The organism is Flavobacterium arabinosi (assembly GCF_048158725.1).
GTDB lineage: Bacteria > Bacteroidota > Bacteroidia > Flavobacteriales > Flavobacteriaceae > Flavobacterium > Flavobacterium arabinosi.
On record NZ_JBLNKX010000001.1, the window covers coordinates 980,592 to 1,000,741 of the forward strand.

Genomic DNA, 20,150 nt, shown 5'->3' on the forward strand with positions numbered 1-20,150 from the left:
TCGTAGTCTTTAAGTTTAATACGAATCCATATTTCCAATAATTGCATTGGCCTTAACTTTGATTTTATACAATTCTTCGGGATTCATTTTGTTCAATAAATTCAGCATCATTCCCATGCGTTGATTACCTTTAAAATACTCTTTTTTTTCATCAAGGAAATTCCAGTATAACGTATTGAAAGGGCATGCTTTATCTCCAAATTTCTCTTTGACATTGTAATGGCATTTGACACAATTATTACTCATTTTATTGATGTAACTTCCGGAAGAAACATAGGGTTTTGTAGCAATAATTCCTCCATCTGCATATTGTGACATGCCGCGAGTGTTGGGCATTTCCACCCATTCTATAGCATCTATATAGACGCCAAGATACCAAGCATCTACTTCATCAGGATGAATTTGTGTCAGCAAAGTGAAATTTCCTATAACCATGAGGCGTTGAATATGATGTGCGTAAGCTTCATCTAAACTTTGATTGATGGCGTGGCTCATGCAATTCATTTTGGTTTTACCCGTCCAGAAAAAATCCGGTAACTTGTTGTAGTTTTCCAAGACATTCATTTGAGCATAATTGGGCATTTCTTTCCAATAAATCCCCCGAATATATTCTCGCCAACCCAGAATTTGCCGCACAAATCCTTCTACTTGTGAAAGAGTTATTTCAGCTTCATTTGCATGATAAAAAGAAATAACGGTCTCGATGACCTCTTTTGGCGAAAGCATTTTACTATTTATGGCAAAAGACAAACGAGAATGGAAAAGGAATTTTTCTTCGGTATGTATCGCATCTTCATAATCACCAAAATGCTTAAGTAGATTTGTACAGAAATAATCTAAAACCTCCAGAGATTGCTCACGCGAAGTAGGCCAGCTGAAATTATTTTCATCAATGTTTCCAAAAGTGATGATGCCAGCTTCTTTTATTTGAGTTAAAACTTCAGAAACGTTAGCATGAAAATTTTTTTCCGGCGGAACTGGAACTTCACCTTTGTATTTTTTACGATTATCAGCATCAAAATTCCATTGGTTCTCCAAAGGAGTTGCCCCATTCATTAAGATATGATGTTTTTTACGCATGTTGCGATAGAAATTTTCCATCAACAATAACTTTTTGCCTTCAAAAAAATCAGTGAGTTCGTGACGCGTGGTGTAAAAATGTTCAGAGTCAAAAGCTTCTGAATTTATTTTTAGATTGGAACAAATTTTTTTTAGTTGTTGGTCCAGTCGGTATTCGTCGGGTAACTGGTATTCAAATTTTTCTATTTTATACTTTTCGATACAAATGCCAATGATTTTTTCTAAATCCTGTGGATTCTTTGCATCGGTTATTTGAAAATATACGGCTTGGTGTCCATTTGATTGTATTGCCGTATAAAAATTCCTCATCGATAGAAAAAACGCTACCACTTTTTGGATATGATGTTTTACATAATCAGTTTCCTGACGCATTTCTGCCAAGACATAAATCGTGTTTTCGTTACATTCCTGAAACCAAGAATGCTGTGAATTTAACTGATCACCAAGGATTAACCGCAATTTTTTCATTTCTGTTTTTTGAAAATTGAAGTAGAGGGAATTTCTTTTCGGGCATATTGAAAACGATCCACTAATTTGGGTAAACAATACCCATCGAGTCCATTTAGTGTCACAACGTTTCCTTTGTCAATTTGTAGCCAGCCATCTGTATGTTCCAATTTTTCTTCAAAAAACAAATTTTCGATAGAAGCAATAATGTGAATGGTATCATTTTCCTTGATATAATATTCATTCACATATTTGCAATACAATTGAACTGGACTCCCTTTTACGAAAGGGATTTCAATATCATTTTTATACTCTTCTTCAAGATTCGTTTTGTCAAATTCAGAAATTCCCAATTCATAATTTGCCGAAGTATGATGTGCATCTTCAATCATATTCACCGTAATATGATTCACGGTAAAGTATCCCGTTTCTCTTATATTTTTGTACGTATCTCTTGGAACAGTTGTAGGTCTCATGATGAATCCAATCAGTGCAGGATTGCTGCCTAAATGAGTAATGCTGCTAAAAATTGCCACATTAGGTTTTCCTTCGATGGATTTTGTAGCAAGTAAATTAGCTGATTTATATCCAGTGCATGAGTTGATTAAGTTCAATCTTGCGATTTTCTCCATTTGAGAAATGGCGTCTCTAGAAATGTGCTTCATGTCTTTTTAAATTTAGAACAAATATACTTTTTTTGTTTAATAAAATTTTAAATAAATTAAACAAAATGATTATATGCAGCATTTTCAAATTTAAAAGCGATGAAAAATAAATAATTTAAAATAACTTTCAAATCCTATATATTTGTTTACCAATTTATGCAAAAATGAAAAAACTCAAAAAAATCCTTCTGGTTTTACTTTCGTTAGTAGTGATTATAATAATAGCTTTAATGGTTTATGGTTTTTATTTAAAACCTAAATATGAGGGTGAAGTGAAGCTGAAAAACATTGAGAAAGAAACAACGGTATATTTTGATGAATTTGGAGTGCCTCATATTTATGCTAATAATTCAAAGGATGTTATGGAAGCTTTGGGTTATGTTCATGCGCAAGACCGATTGTGGCAAATGGAATTGATGCGACGCATTGCTCCGGGACGATTGTCAGAGATTTTTGGTTCGGTAACGTTGAAAAACGACAAATTTTTTGCAGGACTCGGAATCGAAGAAGCTTCAGTAAAAGCGATTGCAGTATTGGATAAAAATAGCTTAAGTTATCAATTGACAATGGCTTATTTGGATGGAATCAATCAATATATTGAGGAAGGAAAAATGCCAATAGAATTCCGTTTAATTGGGGTTGAAAAAAAGAAATTCACCATAAAAGATGTTTACAATATTTTCGGATACATGTCTTTTAGTTTTGCGATGGCTCAAAAAACGGATCCGTTATTAACTGATATTCGAAATAAATACGGAATGGATTATCTTAAAGATTTTGGAATTGATGGTTCTTTCAATACCACCCGAATTAAGAATGCCAAAGAAAGGTCACAAGAATATATCGCTATTGCAAAGTCTATAGCGTCGCTTTTAGATCAATCGCCAATTCCTCCCTTTATTGGAAGCAATAGTTGGGTTATTGGTCCGAAGAAAACTAAAAACGGGAAAGTTATTTTTGCAAATGATCCTCATATTGGTTTTTCACAACCGGGAACTTGGTACGAAGCACATTTGGTGACGCCTGATTTTGAAATATATGGTTGTTATTTGGCTGGAACTCCGTATCCTTTGTTGGGACACAATCGTGAATATGCATATGGTTTGACCATGTTTGAAAATGACGATATTGATTTCTACCAAGAAGAAAATAATTCAAATAATGCCAATGCTTACAAAACGCCAAAGGGTTTCAATGCGTATGAAATTAGAAAAAAAACTATAAAAGTAAAAGATAGTGTTGATGTAGTTTTGAATGTAAAAGTGAGTCGTCACGGTCCCATTATGAATGACTTGATTGACGGTTTAAATAAAAATAAACCGATTGCGATGTCATGGATTTATACGCAACAACCCATTCAAATACTAGATGCGGTATACAGACTTTCTCATGCTAAAAGTATAACCGATTTCCAAAAAGGGGTGGCTTTAATAGCAGCGCCGGGATTGAATATCATGTACGGTGATGCCAAAGGGAATGTGGCTTGGTGGGCAACGGGGAAATTATACAAACACAATAAGGGAGTAAATACTAATTTTATTCTGGATGGTGCCAATGGCAAAGATGATATTACCGCATATTTGGATTTCTCCAAAAACCCTTCTGCGGTGAATCCTAATTGGAATTATGTGTATTCTGCCAATAATCAACCCGAACCAATTGATGGGTTTTTGTATCCTGGCTATTATCTTCCCGAAGACAGAGCCAAAAGAATTACACAATTATTAAATTCAAAATCAGATTGGGATAAAAAATCGGTCAGTAAAATGATTTTTGACAATACTTCATCAGTCGCTCCAGAAGTAGTTGCAACTTTAATTTCGAGTGTCAATTATAATACACTTTCTAAAAATGAAAAAGAAGCTATCGATATTCTAAAAATTTGGAATGGATCTAATAATCTTGGCGATGTAGCACCAACGATTTATAATAAATGGGTTTATTTGTATTTAAAAAATACTTTTGAAGACGAACTCGGAGAAGTTAATTTTAAGCAATTTCTGATAACACATATTATGAAACAAATAATTGCTAAACAAATGGCAAATGCAGCGTCACTTTGGTGGGACAATATTGCTAGTAAAAATATAAAAGAAACCAGAAGCCAAATTCTGTCACAATCGTTTAAAGAGGCTATTACGGACTTAGAAAAACAATTAGGAAATGCAGTTCCAGCTTGGACTTGGAATAAAGTGCATACTTTAGAACATCAACATCCATTGGGGAAAATTGAGGCGCTAAGGAAATTTTTCAATGTAGGGCCTTTTGAAGTTTCAGGTTCAAATGAGGTAATCAATAATCAAATGTTTGGGTTTTCAGAAAATGGTAATTATAAAGTTTCAGCTGGCCCATCAACGAGAAGAATTATTGATTTTTCTGATATAGAAAATAGTTGGAGTATCCTGCCAACGGGACAATCCGGAAATCCATTGAGTGCACATTATAGTGATCAGGCAGTGCTTTACAACGCAGGAAAATTTAGAAGAATGAGACTAAACAAGGAGGAAATTGTTAGAACTTCAACAAAATTGGTCTTTATTCCGCATAAAAAGTAATAGTTTTTAAAGTTCTTAAAATAATAAATCAGTAATTTTGCCTAACTTTTTATAAAAAATTAATGCAAACTCCCAAAAAAATAGCTGTTGTAGGTTCCGGATTAGTTGGATCTTTATTAGCTATTTACCTTCGAAAAGCAGGGCATGCCGTTCATGTTTATGATAGAAGTCCAGATATTAGACAAATTCAGTTCTCCGGTCGTTCCATCAATTTAGCCATGTCTAACCGAGGCTGGAAAGCGCTGGATGGAGTTGGAGTGGGAGATGCGGTACGCGAAATTGCAATTCCTATGGACAAACGTGCCATTCATCTTGTAGACAAACTTAATTTTCAAAATTACGGACAAGAAGGGGAATCTATTTATTCGATTTCGAGAGGAACTCTAAATAGGAAAATGATCGATTTGGCGGAAGCCGCAGGAGCACAATTCTTTTTTGAACATAAAATTTGGGATGTAACCCTAGATGATGCAACCCTGCATATTGGTGAAACTGAAAGAGGAGCTTGGGAAGAAAAAAAATACGATATGGTTTTTGGTGCTGATGGCGCTTTTTCTAGAATTCGTCATCGCATGCAACGTCAAAGCATGTTTGATTATTCACAAGAATTTTTACCTATAGGATATAAGGAATTAAATATTCCTGCAAATCCTGATGCAACTCATAAATTAGATAAAAATTCTTTCCATATTTGGCCTCGAGGCGAATACATGTTGATTGCATTACCTAATTTAGATGGTAGTTTTACGTGTACCTTATTTATGCCATTTGAAGGGAAAAATTCTTTTACATCGTTGAAAAATCAAAAAGAAGTGGAAGCTTTCTTTGAAAAGAATTTACCGGATACTATTGATGTGATTCCAAAATTGACCGAAGATTTCTTCAAAAATCCAACTAGCACCTTGGTAACCATGAAGTGTTATCCTTGGACTTATGAAGATAAAATTGCCTTAATTGGCGATGCATGTCATGCGATTGTGCCTTTCTATGGACAAGGAATGAACGCAGGCTTTGAAGATATTTCTATACTCTATGAAATGATTGAAAAGTACGGCGACGACTGGAAAACCATTTTCTCAGAATATCAAAAATCCCGTAAACCTAATGCTGATGCGATTGCGGAACTTTCGTATCGTAATTTTATGGAAATGAGTTCCAAAACAGCTGATGAAAAATTCCTATTGCAAAAGAAAATTGAAAAATCATTTTCTGATAAACATCCTGATAAATGGATTCCGCTTTATAGCAGAGTAACTTTTAGTGATCGTCCTTATGCTGAAGCTTTAGCGATTGGGGACTATCAAAATGCTATTATGGAAGAGGTTTTAAAAATGGAAAACATTGAAAATATTTGGAATAGCGAAGTAGTTGAGAATAAAATTTTGGAGTTGTTGCAATAATTTTTTTGAAATACCCATCGAGAAATTTAATTCTAAATGGGTATAGTAAACTTTATTTCTTAAACATTTTTGTTAAGACACCAAATGCGCCTCTTATAAAAGTAGCACTTGTAAGTACTTTTAAAACTGATTTTCCTACAACACTTGCTGTGCTTGGTCCACTATTTTCTTCTTTCTCAGTTACTTTTTTTTGCTCTTGTTCTATAGCTTCCTGTTCGACAACTGCAATTTTTTTGTTGAGCATTTCGTAAGCACTTTCACGATCAATAAGTTCGCTGTATTTTTTTACCAGTTTCGATTTAGTATTGATTTCCTGAATTTCGCTTTCAGTCAAAATGTCCATTCTGCTCGTAGGTGCGCGCATCATGGTAGCTGCAAGCGGTGTTGGAATTCCTTTTTCATTCAGTGCGGTCACTAAGGCTTCTCCAATTCCAAGACTGGTTAACACTTCATCGGTTTTATAATATTCCGATATAGGATAATTATCGGCTGTTTGTTTTATCGCCTGTCTGTCATTTGCCGTAAAAGCCCTTAAAGCATGTTGTATTTTTAAACCCAATTGCGCCAAAATACCACTTGGTATGTCCATAGGATTTTGGGTAATAAAATAAATTCCAATTCCCTTCGAACGAATTAGTTTTATGATTGTTTCTATTTGTTCTAATAATGCTTTGGTGGCTTCATTAAATATTAAATGGGCTTCATCAATAAAAATGACCAATTCGGGTTGGTCGACATCCCCTTTTTCTGGCATTTGTTGGTAGATTTCAGCCAGCAGACTCAACATAAATGTCGAAAATAGTTTTGGTTTGTCTTGAATGTCAGTCAAACGAAGGATATTAACATACCCTTTGCCATTTTCATCCATTCGCATTAAATCATTAATATCAAAAGACATTTCACCAAAAAACAAGTCAGCTCCTTGTTGTTCTAGTTCAACTATTTTTCTAAGAATGATTCCGGTTGTTGAAGTGGAAATTTTTCCATATTCTGCTGAAATCTCATCTTTTCCTTCTTCAGTAATATAATTGATTACTTTTTTGATGTCTTTTAGATCTAATAAAGGGATTTTGTTGTCATCACAATATTTAAAAATCACTGCTACTACGCCCGATTGCGTATCATTCAATCCTAATATTCTAGAAAACAATACAGGTCCAAACTCTGATATTGTTGCGCGAAGACGAACTCCGTTTTGTTCCGATAGAGTCAATAGTTCAACAGGAAAACTTGACACACTGTATGGGATGTTAATTTTAGCATGACGTTCAGTAATGAAGGATTTTTCTTCCCCTTCTTTTGCAATACCGCTAAAATCACCTTTTATATCCATCATTAATATTGGAATTCCAATGGAGGATAACTGTTCTGAAAGCACCTGAATTGTTTTTGTCTTCCCAGTCCCAGTTGCTCCGGCAATCAATCCATGTCGGTTCAATGTTTTTAACGGTATTTTTACATGGGCATCAGCCAAAGCCTCTCCGTCAAGCATGGCTCCACCCAAAATAATGCTTTCTCCTTTAGAAATATAGCCGTTATTAATGTGTTGTATGAAATCTTCTTTTCTGCTCATAATAGGGTTGAATTAAAATCATTTGTAAGGTATAAATTTTGATAATACGTATTAATAAAGTGTTAACTGCAGTTTTCCTGCTTTTTTATTGTTAATAATAAAAAAAAATATTTTTAACTGTTTCAATCTAGATTTTGAAATATTGTCTTAATATATCATAAAAAAATATATTTTTTTTTGCAAAATAGCTAATTCACTTGTGAATTCTGATATAAATGCAAATTTTAAATCAGTGAATATTTGTTGGGAATAAAATTAATTATAATAAAATTAAAAAAAGTTTTTTTATTTAAACTAAAAATATAAATTTGCTCCACTACAAGTTTATTATAACTAAAAGATTAAATTATTTAAAACTATTAAAATTTAAAAAAATGGCAAACGTTAAAAAAGAAAACGGTTCAAAAGGTGGAGGAATGATTTCAGGAATCATTATTGTAGCATGTGTTTTTGTTGGATGGATAATATGGAATTTTATAATGGGTAATGGTGCTAACTTCGAAGGTGGTGTCAACACAGGTCACCCAATCCCTGGGAATTACTTAGCAATGGTATATAAAGGAGGTCCTATTGTACCTATTTTATTAGGATGTTTATTAATGGTTATTGTGTTTTCATTTGAGCGTTTTGCAGTAATTTCAAAAGCAGCTGGTAAAGGAAATCTTGATCAGTTTATGAAAAGTGTTCAAGGAAACATTACTACAGGTGATATCGACGGAGCTATTGCTTTGTGTGATAAACAAAAAGGGTCTGTTGCAAATGCAATAAAATCAGCTTTGTTGAAATACCAAGATGTTAAAAAAGAAGGTTTAGATAGCGAAGCTGCTGCTGAAACTATACATAAAGAAATTGAAGAAGCTACTTCATTGGAAATGCCAATGTTAGAAAAACATATGACTATTCTTTCTACATTAGTTTCACTAGGAACTCTTGCTGGTTTGTTAGGAACAGTAACAGGGATGATTAAAGCATTTGGTGCTTTGGCTGCTGCTGGAACTCCAGATCAAGCTGCACTTGCAAACGGAATTTCTGAAGCATTGATTAACACTGCAACAGGTATTGCTACTTCAGCATTAGCAATTGTAGCTTACAACTTTTTTACTTCTAAAATTGATACTTTGACTTATTCTATTGATGAGGCAGGTAATACAATTGTAAATACTTACAGACACTACAGAAGTACACAAAAATAATTAATAATTTAGTTTATAAGAAAATAGTAATCTTGTGAAAAGAGCTATTTTCTTATAAATGTAAAAAAATATATTAATGGCTATAAAAATGTCCAAAAAAGCAGCGTCTATTGATATGACGGCTATGTGTGATGTGGCTTTTCTTTTGCTGACTTTCTTTATTTTGACAGCTACAGCTAAGATTCCAGAAGCGTTACCAGTAGATACCCCTGCTTCAACAGTCCAATCAAAGTTGCCGGATACGGATTTAGCAACTATTACTGTTGGAAAAGGAAAAGTATTTTTTGACTTAAAAGGTAGAGAAGTTCGTAAAAGAACACTTGAGTTGATGGGACAAAAATACGGTGTTGCATTTACAGAAGATGAATCATCAAAATTTGCATTAATGGAGGGAATCGGTGTTCCGATCTCAAATTTAAAGCAGCTTATTGCTATGAAAACCGCTGAGCGAAGTAAAGAAGGGCTACAACCTGGTATTCCTAAAGATTCACTTGACAATCAATTGAAAGAATGGATTTACAACGCTCGTATAGCAAATATTGAGGTCGATGATAAAGAATTACAGTTTGCTATAAAAGGTGACGCAAAAGAAGAGTATCCAGCTATATTGAAAGTTATGGATATTTTACAAGACCAAAAAATCAATAGCTTCAACTTAGTTACGGGTTTAAGAGCAAAAGAAAAAAACTAAAAAAAATACACTAAAATGGCTGAATTAAATACTGGCGACGGTGGTGGCAAAAAAGGTGGAAAAGTAAGAAGTAAAAAATCAAATTCAAAAGTAGATTTAACTGCTATGGTGGATTTAGCGTTCTTATTAATTACCTTTTTTATGCTTACTACTACGCTGTCTAAACCACAATCAATGCCTTTGGGTTTGCCAGATAAAGAAGACGATGAAAAGGAGAAGCCCATCAAAGTTGATGAGAACCGTACTATGACTGTATTATTAGGTGATAATGATAAAATGACATATTATATGGGTTTATTGGCAACTCCAATTGCTGGTCCTAAGGATATTTCTTATGGTAAAGAAGGGATTCGTAAAGAATTATTGAAGAGAAAAAAATCAGTTTTAGAATACACCGGTAATAAAGATAAAGGAATGATTGTAATTATCAAACCAAGTAAAAAATCAAATTACCGCAATTTAGTAGATATTCTAGATGAAATGGCGATTGTTGACGTTCCAACTTATGCAATTGTAAATGATTTTACTCCAGAGGAACAAAAATTGTTAGAAGGTAAATAAGATTTATCTTATTACTTAATAACCTAATAACTAAGAAAAATGAAATTAGATATATTCACAAACCAATGGCTTGATATTGTATTCGAAGGTCGTAATAAGGCCTATGGCGCTTATGAGCTTAGGAAGACAAATAACAAGACTATGGTTAAAGCTCTTGTGCTTGGCGCAATTGTTTTCGCTCTTGCTGTTAGTGCCCCACTTATCATGAGTCTTATTCCTAATTCTTCGGATGATTCTGAGGTCTTAGATACTAAAATTACTACGGTAAAGTTGCCACCTAAGAAAGAAGAAGTTAAAAAGAATCTTCCTCCACCTCCACCTCCGCCTCCAAAAGTGGATCAGGTAAAATTCGTTAAGCCAGTTGTGGCTAAGGCAGATGAGGTTACCGAAGAGCCACCAAAAATTGTTGAAATAAAAGACAAAAAACTAGGTTCTGAAACTATTAAAGGAGATCCAGATGCTGAATTATCCGTTGAGCCAGTTGGTAATGGACCGAGCGAAGTAATTGCTGAGGATAATCAAATTTACAACACCGCAGGTATCGAGGTTAAACCAGATTTTCCAGGAGGAATGGATAAGTTTTACGCATATGTTGGTAAAAATTATCAAACTCCAGAAGAAGAAGGCTTAAAAGGTAAAGTTTATGTTACTTTTGTTGTAGAAAAAGATGGTTCATTGACTGACATCAAAGTAATCAGAGATATTGGTTACGGTACGGGAAAAGAAGCTATCCGTGTATTAAACAAATGTCCTAGATGGAAACCAGGTGAGCAAAATGGTAAACCAGTAAGAGTACTTTATTCTCTTCCAATTACTATACAATCTGCAGAATAATGTTAAATAACATAGTAAATAATATTAAGAAGAAATCGCTTAAAGAGCGATTTCTTCTTGTTTTAGGAATTTTGTTTTTTCTAGTTTACCTTATTTTAGGTTTATTGATTATCTTTATGAAGAATTTTCCTTTAACAATTCAACCTACTTATAGAATTGCGTTTGGGGTCTTACTTATCGTATACTCTTCTATTAGATTCTTTCGAATTATAAATGATAATAAAAACTAGGTTATGAAAAATTATGCTAAGCTTCCGTATTTTATTATTTTTCCAGTAATTGTTTTAATGTTTGCTTGTAATCAAGCTAATAATTCAAAAGAAAAGGAAACTATACTTAAAGGCTCTACAACTATTTATATTGATGAAACTTTAACTCCTATTGTTGAAGATCAAGTAGCCGTTTTTGAAAGTAAGTATGAAGCTAAAATAAAACTTATTCCAAAATCAGAATCCGAAACGGTTAATTCTTTGTTTAATGAAAAGGCAGCAATTGTTATTTTGTCAAGAAATTTGTCAAATAAGGAATTGAAAATTTTTGATCAAAGAAAAATTACTCCTAAAGTGACAGTATTTGCTACAGACGCAGTTGCTTTTATCTCTAATAAAAATAATAATGATACTATTGTAGCGTTAAAAGATGTTATTAGTTTTATGCAAGGAAGGCCAGTTGCTTCCATTAAAGGATTGGTCTTTGATAATCCAAATTCAAGCACAGTTAGATATATGAACTCACTTGCAGGATTAAAAGCAATACCTGAAAAAGGTGTTTTTTCATTTAAAACTAATGATGAAGTTATTAAATATGTCTCTGAAAATGAAGGGATGATTGGGGTTGTAGGAGTTAATTGGCTTTCTCAACCTATGCCAACGATGCAAAAATATGTTGATAATGTAAATACTTTAGGAGTAATAGGAGATAAAAGTGATAAGTCCTACACTCCTTCCCAAAATAATATAGCCGAAGGCAAATACCCTTTGGCACGCGATTTGTATATAATCAATTGTCAAGGATATTCGGGTTTAGGAATGGGCTTTGCTTCATTCGTTGCAGGGGATATTGGACAAAGAATAATTTTAAAATCTGGTTTGCTTCCTGTTCGTATACCCGGCAGGAATATTAAAATTAGAAAACAAATTGAAAACGATAAAAAATAAATTAACTACAATTAAAGATGAATAAATTTAAAATTTTTAGTGTTGCTTTATTGGCTTCGGTAACCGTAAGTCAAGCTCAAGATTTGAATCAGGCAAAAAAAGCAATTGACGCAGAACAATTCGATAGTGCAAAATCGATTTTAAAATCAATTATAAATACTAAACCATCTAATGGAAAAGCTGCTTTTCTTTTAGGCAACGTCTATCTTACGCAAAACGTATCAGATAGTGCTAAAATCTATTTTCAAAAAGGATTGAGTGGTACTGAAGGTGCTAAACTTAATTATATTGGATTAGGTCAATTAGATTTAGACAATGGAGATGTTGTTGCTGCACAAGCTAATTTTGCTTTGGCTTCCAAAGATGTGAAAAAGAAAGATACAGAAGAATATATCTACATTGCTAAAGCTTATATGGCTGCGAATAAACCTGATTATAAAAGTGCACTATCTGTTTTAAGTAGAGCCAAGATTAATAATCCACAAGATGGGCAAGTTTTACTTGAACTTGGAAATGCTTTTTATGGTGATAAAAATCAAAATGAAGCTTACGTAGCATATCGTGATGCTTTTCAAGCAGATCCAACTTTGATAAGAGCAAAAATGCAGTTAGGTGTATTGCTTAAAGGTGCTAAAGCATATACTGAAGCCGTAAAAGCTTATGATAATGTTATCGCTACAAATGCTAACTACGGGCCAGTTTACCGTGAATTAGCCGAAACATATTATTTATGGGGAAGAAATGAACCATCTAAAAGTAAAGAATACCTTCAAAAAGCATTGGATTATTATGAAAAATATATGAGTCTAACAGATTATTCTTTGGCTTCTCGTATGCGTCATGCTGACTTTTTAATCTTGGCTGGGGACTACAAAGCATTGGAAATTGAAGCCAATAAGATGAAAGAATTAGATAAAGTAAATCCTAGAATTTTACGTTATTTAGGTTTTGCAGCATATGAAAATGGAAATGCTGATGTTGCAATTCAATCATTAGAAAGTTTTATTGGAAATCCTGCAAATAAAGTACTTGCTGTAGATTATCAATATTTAGGTTTTGCTAAAATTCAAAAAGCAATAGGTGCTGATGGTAAAACTATAGATCCTACTCTTTTCAATAATGGTATTTTAGATGTTAAGAAGGCCGTTGAAATGGAAATTACAATCACTAATAATCTAGCAGATCTAGGAAAGAAATTGTACGAACAAAAACTATTCAAAGAAGCAGGTGCGATTTATGAAATTGCAGTAACAAATAAAGAATCTAGAAATTATTTACTTGACAATTTTTATTTAGGAAACTCATTATATTATGACAATACTAGAAAAGATGTTGTGAAACCAGATCCTATTGCGTTGCAAAAAGCTGACATAGCTTTTGGAAATGTTATCGAAGCTTCTCCTGCTACTCAAGATGCTTATATCTTTAGAGCAAGAACTAATAGATTACTAGAAAAAGATGACATGATGGTGAAATATTATGAAGACTACATCAAAGTTGTTACTGAAAAAGGTCCTGAAGAGTTAGAAAAAAAGGCAGTAAAAGCTAAAATTATAGAGTCTTATAATAACTCGGCAGCAAGTTATGCTAATACAAACAAAGCTAAGGCTATTGAATACTTTAGCAAAACACTTGCACTGGATCCAACAAATGAGTATGCTACTAAATCATTGCAAACTTTGAAATAAACGAAATTTTTTAATTACTAAAACCGATAGATCCTAAAGAACTATCGGTTTTTTTTTTTGAGCATGACCGTTAGGATTAGTTGGTGTGATCAGGCCCGCTATTCGCTTTATCTTTTTTAGGTCAAAAAAATGTCCTAAAAAAGGATGCCGCTTTTATCGGGGCTAGTAGCTGTTATTAGTGATTTTCGGCAAGCATTTTCCAAATATCAAATTACTCATTTTCTAATTAACTATCTTTGCACTTTAAAATTAAATAATGTTATCAAAAGAAATACAATTAGAAGTTAATAAAGGCGCGATGCTCCCTTTGATGGAAGAATTTTACACCATTCAAGGTGAAGGATTTCATACAGGAACAGCTGCATACTTTATTAGAATTGGCGGATGTGATGTTGGTTGTCATTGGTGTGATGTTAAAGAAAGCTGGAATGCCGAATTACATCCTCCCACTGGAATTGATGTGATAGTTTCTAATGCCAGCAAGTATTCAGAAACTGTTGTGGTTACTGGTGGAGAGCCTTTAATGTGGGATATGACTTTGCTAACGCAAAATCTTAAAGAAAAAGGTAGAAAAGTTCACATAGAAACTTCAGGAGCATATCCATTAACGGGAATTTGGGATTGGATTTGTTTGTCTCCAAAGAAGAATAAATTGCCAACTCAAACAGTTTATGATAATGCACATGAGTTGAAAGTAATCATTTATAATAAACACGATTTTATTTTTGCTGAAGAGCAAGCAGAAAAAGTGAATGATGATGCCATTCTATTCCTTCAGCCAGAATGGAGTAAAAAAGAAGAAATGACTCCGTTAATTGTTGATTATGTAATGAACAATCCAAAATGGCGTGTCTCTCTACAAACACATAAATATTTGAATATTCCTTAAAACTTAAAACCCCAAACAATAATTACTGTTTGGGGTTTTAAATTAATTATAGTGGACTTACAATTTCAGGGGGACTTATTTCTTTAATCCTATTGCCTAGCCTTGATAGAAGCGCTATATCTTTTTGTCTCATTAAAAAATGAGACAAAAAGATATAGCGAATAGCTGGAAACAGCTCCTAAAATTACCAACTTTTTTGTTTTTTCAATTCGGTGATATGTGCTAAGTGGTGGTTTCCATGCCAAGCATAGTTTCCAATTATTTCTTTCAATTGAAATGTTATGTTATGTTCCGGATGAATAAAGGACATTTCTAGATCCGCTTCAGAAAGACTATTCATTAAATAAGCTAAACGAAAGTGCAATCCTTCCAGAAATGAAAGTGTAGGTTGAATGGGCATCGCCAAATTATCATGTAATTCTGCCCAAAGATCTTCATGATAGGGTTTTATTACAGGTTTGTCTTCAGTTAATGTCCATTTGATTCTAATGAAACAATTCATATGACTATCGGCGCAATGGTGAATTACTTGACGAATTGTCCAACCATCCTGGCGGTATGGTGTCTCTAGTTGCTCCTCGGTTAAATCAATCACTTCTTTTTTTAATCGATCGGGGAAACTTGCGATTTCTGCTATTTTATTATGGAGATATTCGGTTGAATAAATTTCCGGGGCGATAAATTTCCCAATGGGATAACGTAATTTTTCCAATGCTGAATTTTCCATAATATAATTGGTCTTTATCTGTTTTCTAAATTGAAAGCTTCGCTAAATAATCAAAATGGTCGCCTTCAAGAATCAACTCACAGTGAAATCCATTATCTAAAGCGGCATTTTGTAAAGTATTGTAATCAATAAACATCCAATCGAATGATTTTTCCTTCTCGCCTTTATATGAAATATTAAAAATAATTTCGCCATAATATTCATTTTGGGAAGGAATCCACTTTCCGCCGTCTTCATCATCATCAAACATATAAATTATATCAGAACTGTCCAACAGAATTTGCCCGCCTGGATTCAATAATGATTTTAGTCTTAAAAGGAAATTCGGGATGTTTTTCAGTTTTCCACACATTCCAGCACCATTCATTAATAGGAGTATCGTGTCGTATTTCTCATTTTCTAATGTCAGCACATCCTGAACTTTTGCTTTTTTAAGTCCGCGAAGGGTGCACGCTTGAATAGCATTTGGAGAAATATCGATAGAAGTAACGTCTAAACCGCGTTCGTTTTGCAAAGACAAACTATGGCTTCCTGCACCACAACCTACATCAAGGATTTTACCTTTGGCAAGTTGTAACGCTTTTTGTTCCATTTGTGGCATTTCATCGTAAGAACGAAACAAATAGGCGACACTCATTTCATCTTCTTCAGAAATAGTGGTTTCCGTAATTAAATCCTCAGGCGAATTGTTGGTTTGAAAATCAAGTATGGCTTTGCCGAAAAGGTCTTTCATTATAGTTGATATGTTAATTTAGTTATTTGTTGATTTGTTTTAAGTAATTTCGCGGAATGTTTTATCGAATAACCGAAAAAACAAATCTACGAATGAATACTATTTTAAACAATCTCCCTAAAGAAGCCAAAGATAAGCATATCGAAAACAAAAAGTATTTCGACAAGCTGAAAAAGAAGACACCGAAGAATTTAGATTACGTGATGCAAGATTTGCATGATGCTGAATTCAAGAAAATGAATTGTTTAAAGTGTGCTAATTGTTGTAAAACTACGGGACCATTATTTACAGATGCCGACATTGATCGTGTTTCAAAATATCTTAGACAAAAACCACAACAATTTATTGAACAATACCTTCGCATCGATGAAGACCGGGATTATGTGTTGCAAAGCGTGCCCTGTACTTTTCTGGATAATGAAAATGCTTGTATGATATATGATGTCCGTCCGAAAGCCTGCAGAGAATTTCCGCATACTGATAGAAAAAAGTTTCAGCAAATTACGGATCTAACTTTGAAAAACGTAGCTATTTGCCCGGCTGCTTTCAATATTGTGGAGGAAATGAAGAAGAAATTGCCTTTATAACTATTCTAAAAAGCTAGTCTTTCTGCTTTGTTGCTTTTAATATATCAAATATTTTAATCTCATTTCTTTAAACTCGATCAGTCCTTTCTCCCAACTTTGTCTGATTTCCTTTTCTGGTATTCTATTTTCTATTTGTTGTTGCAGTTTTTTATTTCCTGCTAATTTTGTAAAAAAAGGATTGAAGAATTTTGACTTGTCTGTCGTGGTTTGATACGCTTTAATTAACCATTTTAATTCTAACTGATTTACTCTTGAATGTTTTGATAAATCTTCTCCGAAACATTCGATACCATTGTAAACTGGATTTTGAGCTCCGAAATTTGGTTTCGGAATAAAACTAAAGCTACTTTTTGGTAGATAAGGCGAGCCATAAATCTGGAATTGTTTTTCAGTTCCGCGCCCCACACTTACATTCGTGCCTTCAAAAAGACACAAACTCGCATACAGATTCACGGCTTGATTATTCGGAAGATTCGGCGAAGGTTTTACAGGTAAACTATAATTTATTTTTCGGTTGTAATTAATACATGGGATTACGGTCAGTTTGCATTGCACACTATTTTTCAACCATTTTTCACCATTAATCATTTTTCCATATTCACCTATTGTCATTCCGTGTAACAGAGGAATTGGATGCATACCCACAAAACTTGAGAATGCGGTTTCTAAAACGGGTCCATCAACAATACTTCCGTTGGGATTTGGTCGGTCAAGAATTAAAAGCGGAATATTATTTTCTGCACAAGCTTCCATAATATAATGTAATGAAGAAATATAAGTGTAAAATCTTGCGCCTACATCTTGTAAATCAAAAACCATAATATCAATGCCAGCAAGTTGCTCTGATTTCGGTTTTTTGTTGTCACCATAAAGAGAAATAATTGCAAGCCCAGTTTTGGAATCTTTTCCATCAACCACATGTTCGCCTGCATCTGCAGTTCCGCGAAAACCATGTTCGGGAGCAAAAATGGTCTTGATTGCAATGTCTTTTTCTAAAAGAAAATCTACCAAATGAATTTTATTGGATAGAACTCCGGTTTGGTTGGTTACAATTCCAATTTTCTTGTTCTTTAATAATAGGAGATATTTGTCATAATTGTCGGCTCCGGTCTTTATTTCTTTGGATGGATTATTTTTAATTTTTTCTAAATCCGATTTTACATTTTCTCTTAAATCTGTTTTGCTAGCAGAACACGAATTCGAAATGATTATTAAAAATACAAAACAAAGCGATAATTTGGAAAATGGTATCATATATAGGTTTAAATAAAATTAATGCCAATTAGTGTAATTCGTGTTTTAACTGTATTTTTGGCACAAGCGACGCGAACTGGCGAAGCAAATCCAAATTAGAAATCGAATTAAATTGAATTTAGAATATTTCATAGCCAAACGACTTATAACTGCTAAAGATTATAAAAGTAGCATTTCTGCTCCAATTATAAAAATTGCTATTTCGGCAATTGCCATTGGCATGATTATGATGATTGTTTCGGTAGCGACTGGGATAGGGTTACAGCAAAAAATCCGAGAAAAGGTTTCAGCTTTCAACGGTCATATCATTATTTCGAATTACGATAACAATCAATCCGAAGTCACATTAGTGCCAATTTCTAAAAAACAGGATTTTTATCCAAAGTTCACGGCTGTTCCCGGAGTGAGTCATATTCAAGCTATCGCTAGTAAAGCTGGAATTATTAGAACTGAAACCGCTTTTGAGGGAATCATCTTCAAAGGAGTGGGAAGTGATTATAAATGGGATAATATAAAGGAGTATCTGGTTTCTGGAAAACTTCCTGATTTTTCAAAAAATGTCAATCAAGAAGTATTGATTTCACAATTCCTTGCAAATAGATTGAATCTAAAAGTAGGCGATTCCTTCAATACATTCTTTATAAAAGAAAGCCAAAATCAATTGCCCAACATTCGAAGATTTAAAATCACAGGGGTTTTCAACTCCGGTTTTCAAGAATTTGATGCTACCTATATAATAGGGGATATTTGCCACATGCAACGCATCAATAAATGGGCACCAGATCAGGTAGGTGCTTTTGAAATTTTTGTAAATGATTTTGATAATATTAAATCTATTGGTGAACAAGTCTATGAACAAACATCGTCAACACTGGACAGTAAAACCATAATCGAAAAATATAGTTATATATTCGAGTGGCTTCAACTATTCGATTTCAATATCATCGTTATATTAGTAGTCATGATACTTGTTGCTACTATTAATATGGTTGTCGCGTTATTAGTATTAATACTCGAGCGAACCCAAATGATAGGAATACTAAAAGCATTAGGGGCCAATAATTGGTCAGTCCGAAAAATATTTCTCTACAATGCCTTTTACCTTATAGTGAGAGGGTTGTTCTGGGGAAACTTAATTGGGATTTCGTTATTGTTAATCCAACAGCAATTCGGTATAATTCAATTAAATCCCGAAAACTACTATGTCAATCAAGCGCCAGTCTATTTAAATTGGGGATACATATTGTTGTTGAATTTACTCACAGTCATCGTTTGTTTCTTAGTATTACTAATTCCTTCCTATATAATAACCAAAATTTCACCGGTTAAAGCCATACGTTTTGATTAAATAGTATTTTGGGCGTTTCCCATTATAACAAAAGAGGCAATTATCTTAATGGGTAATTGCCTCTTTTGCTATAATGGGTCGGGCTATCCGCTGCAAGTCCTCGAAAAATTCCATTTCATTGCATTTTTCTGTGGGCTTTCCGCTGCTATCCCTAACGCGGGTAGCATTTTGTCGAGTTTGTCATTTCGACAAACGAGAAATCTCACTCGTAGGCATTCATTTACTCCTTATATATAGTACTGTAGCTTTCGCTGCGTACTTAGTATTCACTACCTATATGTATTGTCATTTATCGATAAAGTCGCTTTTCCTTCTGATATTCCCGAAGCTTGTGAAGGAAGCGGAAAAAACTTTTGTTCCAAGAGTCATGTTTTCAGTATCTTAAAGTTTAAGTTAATATAACTTTAAAAAAAGGTTTAAAAAAGCTTGTTAAAGCGAATAAAGGGTGTAGTTTTGCACCCGCAATGACGCAGACGTTCTTTAATAAACTGGCAAGTAGTATGAATCTAAGTAGAGAATTTATTTTCTAAAAAAGATTGAGAAAAGCTTGTGAGATTAGAAAACGGATGTTACATTTGCACCCCGCAAAACAAGCAAAGTTCCTTGACAAACTGATAAGAAAAAGAGAAGTAAATGGAGATAAAAATTTCCAAAAAAAACTTCAAAAATTTCTTGCCAGTTAAGAAAAGAAGTTGCACTTTTGCACCCGCTTTGAGAAACACTTTAACAAGTGCAAACAAACGGAGAGAGACTGAAATAAATTCAGTT

General features: G+C 33.6%; 18 protein-coding genes. 11 read left to right on the forward strand and 7 right to left on the reverse strand.

Features of this window, described 5'->3' with window-relative positions; translation table 11 throughout:
* Positions 1 to 15 precede the first annotated feature (15 nt).
* A complete protein-coding gene (locus ACM55K_RS04045; protein ID WP_416848949.1) occupies positions 16 to 1,548 on the reverse strand; it encodes a cryptochrome/photolyase family protein in 1,533 nt (510 codons plus the stop codon).
* Positions 1,545 to 2,192: a flavin reductase family protein gene (locus tag ACM55K_RS04050; RefSeq protein WP_416848950.1), complete on the reverse strand. Its 648-nt coding sequence runs from the start codon at positions 2,190 to 2,192 to the stop codon at positions 1,545 to 1,547. The genes ACM55K_RS04045 and ACM55K_RS04050 overlap by 4 nt, the downstream gene beginning before the upstream one ends.
* 164 nt (positions 2,193 to 2,356) lie before the next feature.
* Here ACM55K_RS04050 and ACM55K_RS04055 point away from each other — a divergent pair, with 164 nt between their 5' ends.
* A complete protein-coding gene (locus tag ACM55K_RS04055; RefSeq protein ID WP_416848951.1) occupies positions 2,357 to 4,747 on the forward strand; it encodes a penicillin acylase family protein in 2,391 nt (796 codons plus the stop codon).
* A 62-nt stretch (positions 4,748 to 4,809) separates the two neighbouring features.
* Positions 4,810 to 6,147 (forward strand): FAD-dependent oxidoreductase, encoded by a 1,338-nt coding sequence (locus tag ACM55K_RS04060; RefSeq protein WP_416848952.1) that lies wholly within the window; start codon positions 4,810 to 4,812, stop codon positions 6,145 to 6,147.
* A gap of 52 nt (positions 6,148 to 6,199) precedes the next feature.
* Here ACM55K_RS04060 and ACM55K_RS04065 read toward each other — a convergent pair whose 3' ends face one another.
* Positions 6,200 to 7,720, reverse strand: a complete 1,521-nt coding sequence (locus tag ACM55K_RS04065; RefSeq protein WP_416848953.1) for a helicase HerA-like domain-containing protein — start codon at positions 7,718 to 7,720, stop codon at positions 6,200 to 6,202.
* Positions 7,721 to 8,094: 374 nt separating this feature from the next.
* Between ACM55K_RS04065 and ACM55K_RS04070 the strand changes: the two genes are divergently transcribed.
* The 7 genes from ACM55K_RS04070 (at position 8,095) to ACM55K_RS04100 (ending at position 14,733) form a co-directional block, all read left to right on the forward strand.
* Positions 8,095 to 8,913, forward strand: a complete 819-nt coding sequence (locus ACM55K_RS04070) for a MotA/TolQ/ExbB proton channel family protein (protein WP_416848954.1) — start codon at positions 8,095 to 8,097, stop codon at positions 8,911 to 8,913.
* Between the two features lie 76 nt (positions 8,914 to 8,989).
* Complete coding sequence (locus tag ACM55K_RS04075) at positions 8,990 to 9,604, forward strand: ExbD/TolR family protein (protein ID WP_416848955.1); 615 nt, start codon at positions 8,990 to 8,992, stop codon at positions 9,602 to 9,604.
* A gap of 15 nt (positions 9,605 to 9,619) precedes the next feature.
* Positions 9,620 to 10,165 carry an ExbD/TolR family protein gene (locus tag ACM55K_RS04080; RefSeq protein ID WP_416848956.1) on the forward strand — a complete coding sequence of 182 codons (546 nt, stop codon included), beginning with the start codon at positions 9,620 to 9,622 and terminating at the stop codon, positions 10,163 to 10,165.
* Between the two features lie 39 nt (positions 10,166 to 10,204).
* Entirely contained in the window at positions 10,205 to 10,999 is a 795-nt protein-coding gene (locus ACM55K_RS04085; protein WP_416848957.1) for an energy transducer TonB, read from the forward strand.
* A gap of 233 nt (positions 11,000 to 11,232) precedes the next feature.
* On the forward strand, positions 11,233 to 12,156 hold the full coding sequence (locus ACM55K_RS04090; protein WP_416848958.1) for a PstS family phosphate ABC transporter substrate-binding protein: 924 nt from the start codon (positions 11,233 to 11,235) through the stop codon (positions 12,154 to 12,156).
* Between the two features lie 17 nt (positions 12,157 to 12,173).
* A complete protein-coding gene (locus ACM55K_RS04095) occupies positions 12,174 to 13,844 on the forward strand; it encodes a tetratricopeptide repeat protein (RefSeq protein WP_416848959.1) in 1,671 nt (556 codons plus the stop codon).
* A gap of 256 nt (positions 13,845 to 14,100) precedes the next feature.
* On the forward strand, positions 14,101 to 14,733 hold the full coding sequence (locus ACM55K_RS04100; protein WP_416848960.1) for a 7-carboxy-7-deazaguanine synthase QueE: 633 nt from the start codon (positions 14,101 to 14,103) through the stop codon (positions 14,731 to 14,733).
* A gap of 184 nt (positions 14,734 to 14,917) precedes the next feature.
* Here ACM55K_RS04100 and ACM55K_RS04105 read toward each other — a convergent pair whose 3' ends face one another.
* Together ACM55K_RS04105 and ACM55K_RS04110 are read right to left on the reverse strand one after the other, a co-directional pair.
* Positions 14,918 to 15,460, reverse strand: a complete 543-nt coding sequence (locus ACM55K_RS04105) for a YfiT family bacillithiol transferase (RefSeq protein ID WP_416848961.1) — start codon at positions 15,458 to 15,460, stop codon at positions 14,918 to 14,920.
* Positions 15,461 to 15,485: 25 nt separating this feature from the next.
* Entirely contained in the window at positions 15,486 to 16,193 is a 708-nt protein-coding gene (locus tag ACM55K_RS04110; protein ID WP_416848962.1) for a class I SAM-dependent methyltransferase, read from the reverse strand.
* A gap of 92 nt (positions 16,194 to 16,285) precedes the next feature.
* Between ACM55K_RS04110 and ACM55K_RS04115 the strand changes: the two genes are divergently transcribed.
* Positions 16,286 to 16,780, forward strand: coding sequence for a YkgJ family cysteine cluster protein (locus tag ACM55K_RS04115; protein WP_416848963.1), 495 nt, complete (start codon positions 16,286 to 16,288; stop codon positions 16,778 to 16,780).
* A 36-nt stretch (positions 16,781 to 16,816) separates the two neighbouring features.
* Here ACM55K_RS04115 and ACM55K_RS04120 read toward each other — a convergent pair whose 3' ends face one another.
* Entirely contained in the window at positions 16,817 to 18,034 is a 1,218-nt protein-coding gene (locus tag ACM55K_RS04120) for an exo-beta-N-acetylmuramidase NamZ family protein (RefSeq protein WP_416848964.1), read from the reverse strand.
* A 112-nt stretch (positions 18,035 to 18,146) separates the two neighbouring features.
* Here ACM55K_RS04120 and ACM55K_RS04125 point away from each other — a divergent pair, with 112 nt between their 5' ends.
* Entirely contained in the window at positions 18,147 to 19,382 is a 1,236-nt protein-coding gene (locus tag ACM55K_RS04125) for an ABC transporter permease (RefSeq protein WP_416848965.1), read from the forward strand.
* A 569-nt stretch (positions 19,383 to 19,951) separates the two neighbouring features.
* Here the strand turns inward: ACM55K_RS04125 and ACM55K_RS04130 are convergent.
* Positions 19,952 to 20,150, reverse strand: a 199-nt coding sequence (locus tag ACM55K_RS04130) for a hypothetical protein (RefSeq protein WP_416848966.1), incomplete at its 5' end; no start/stop codon positions are given.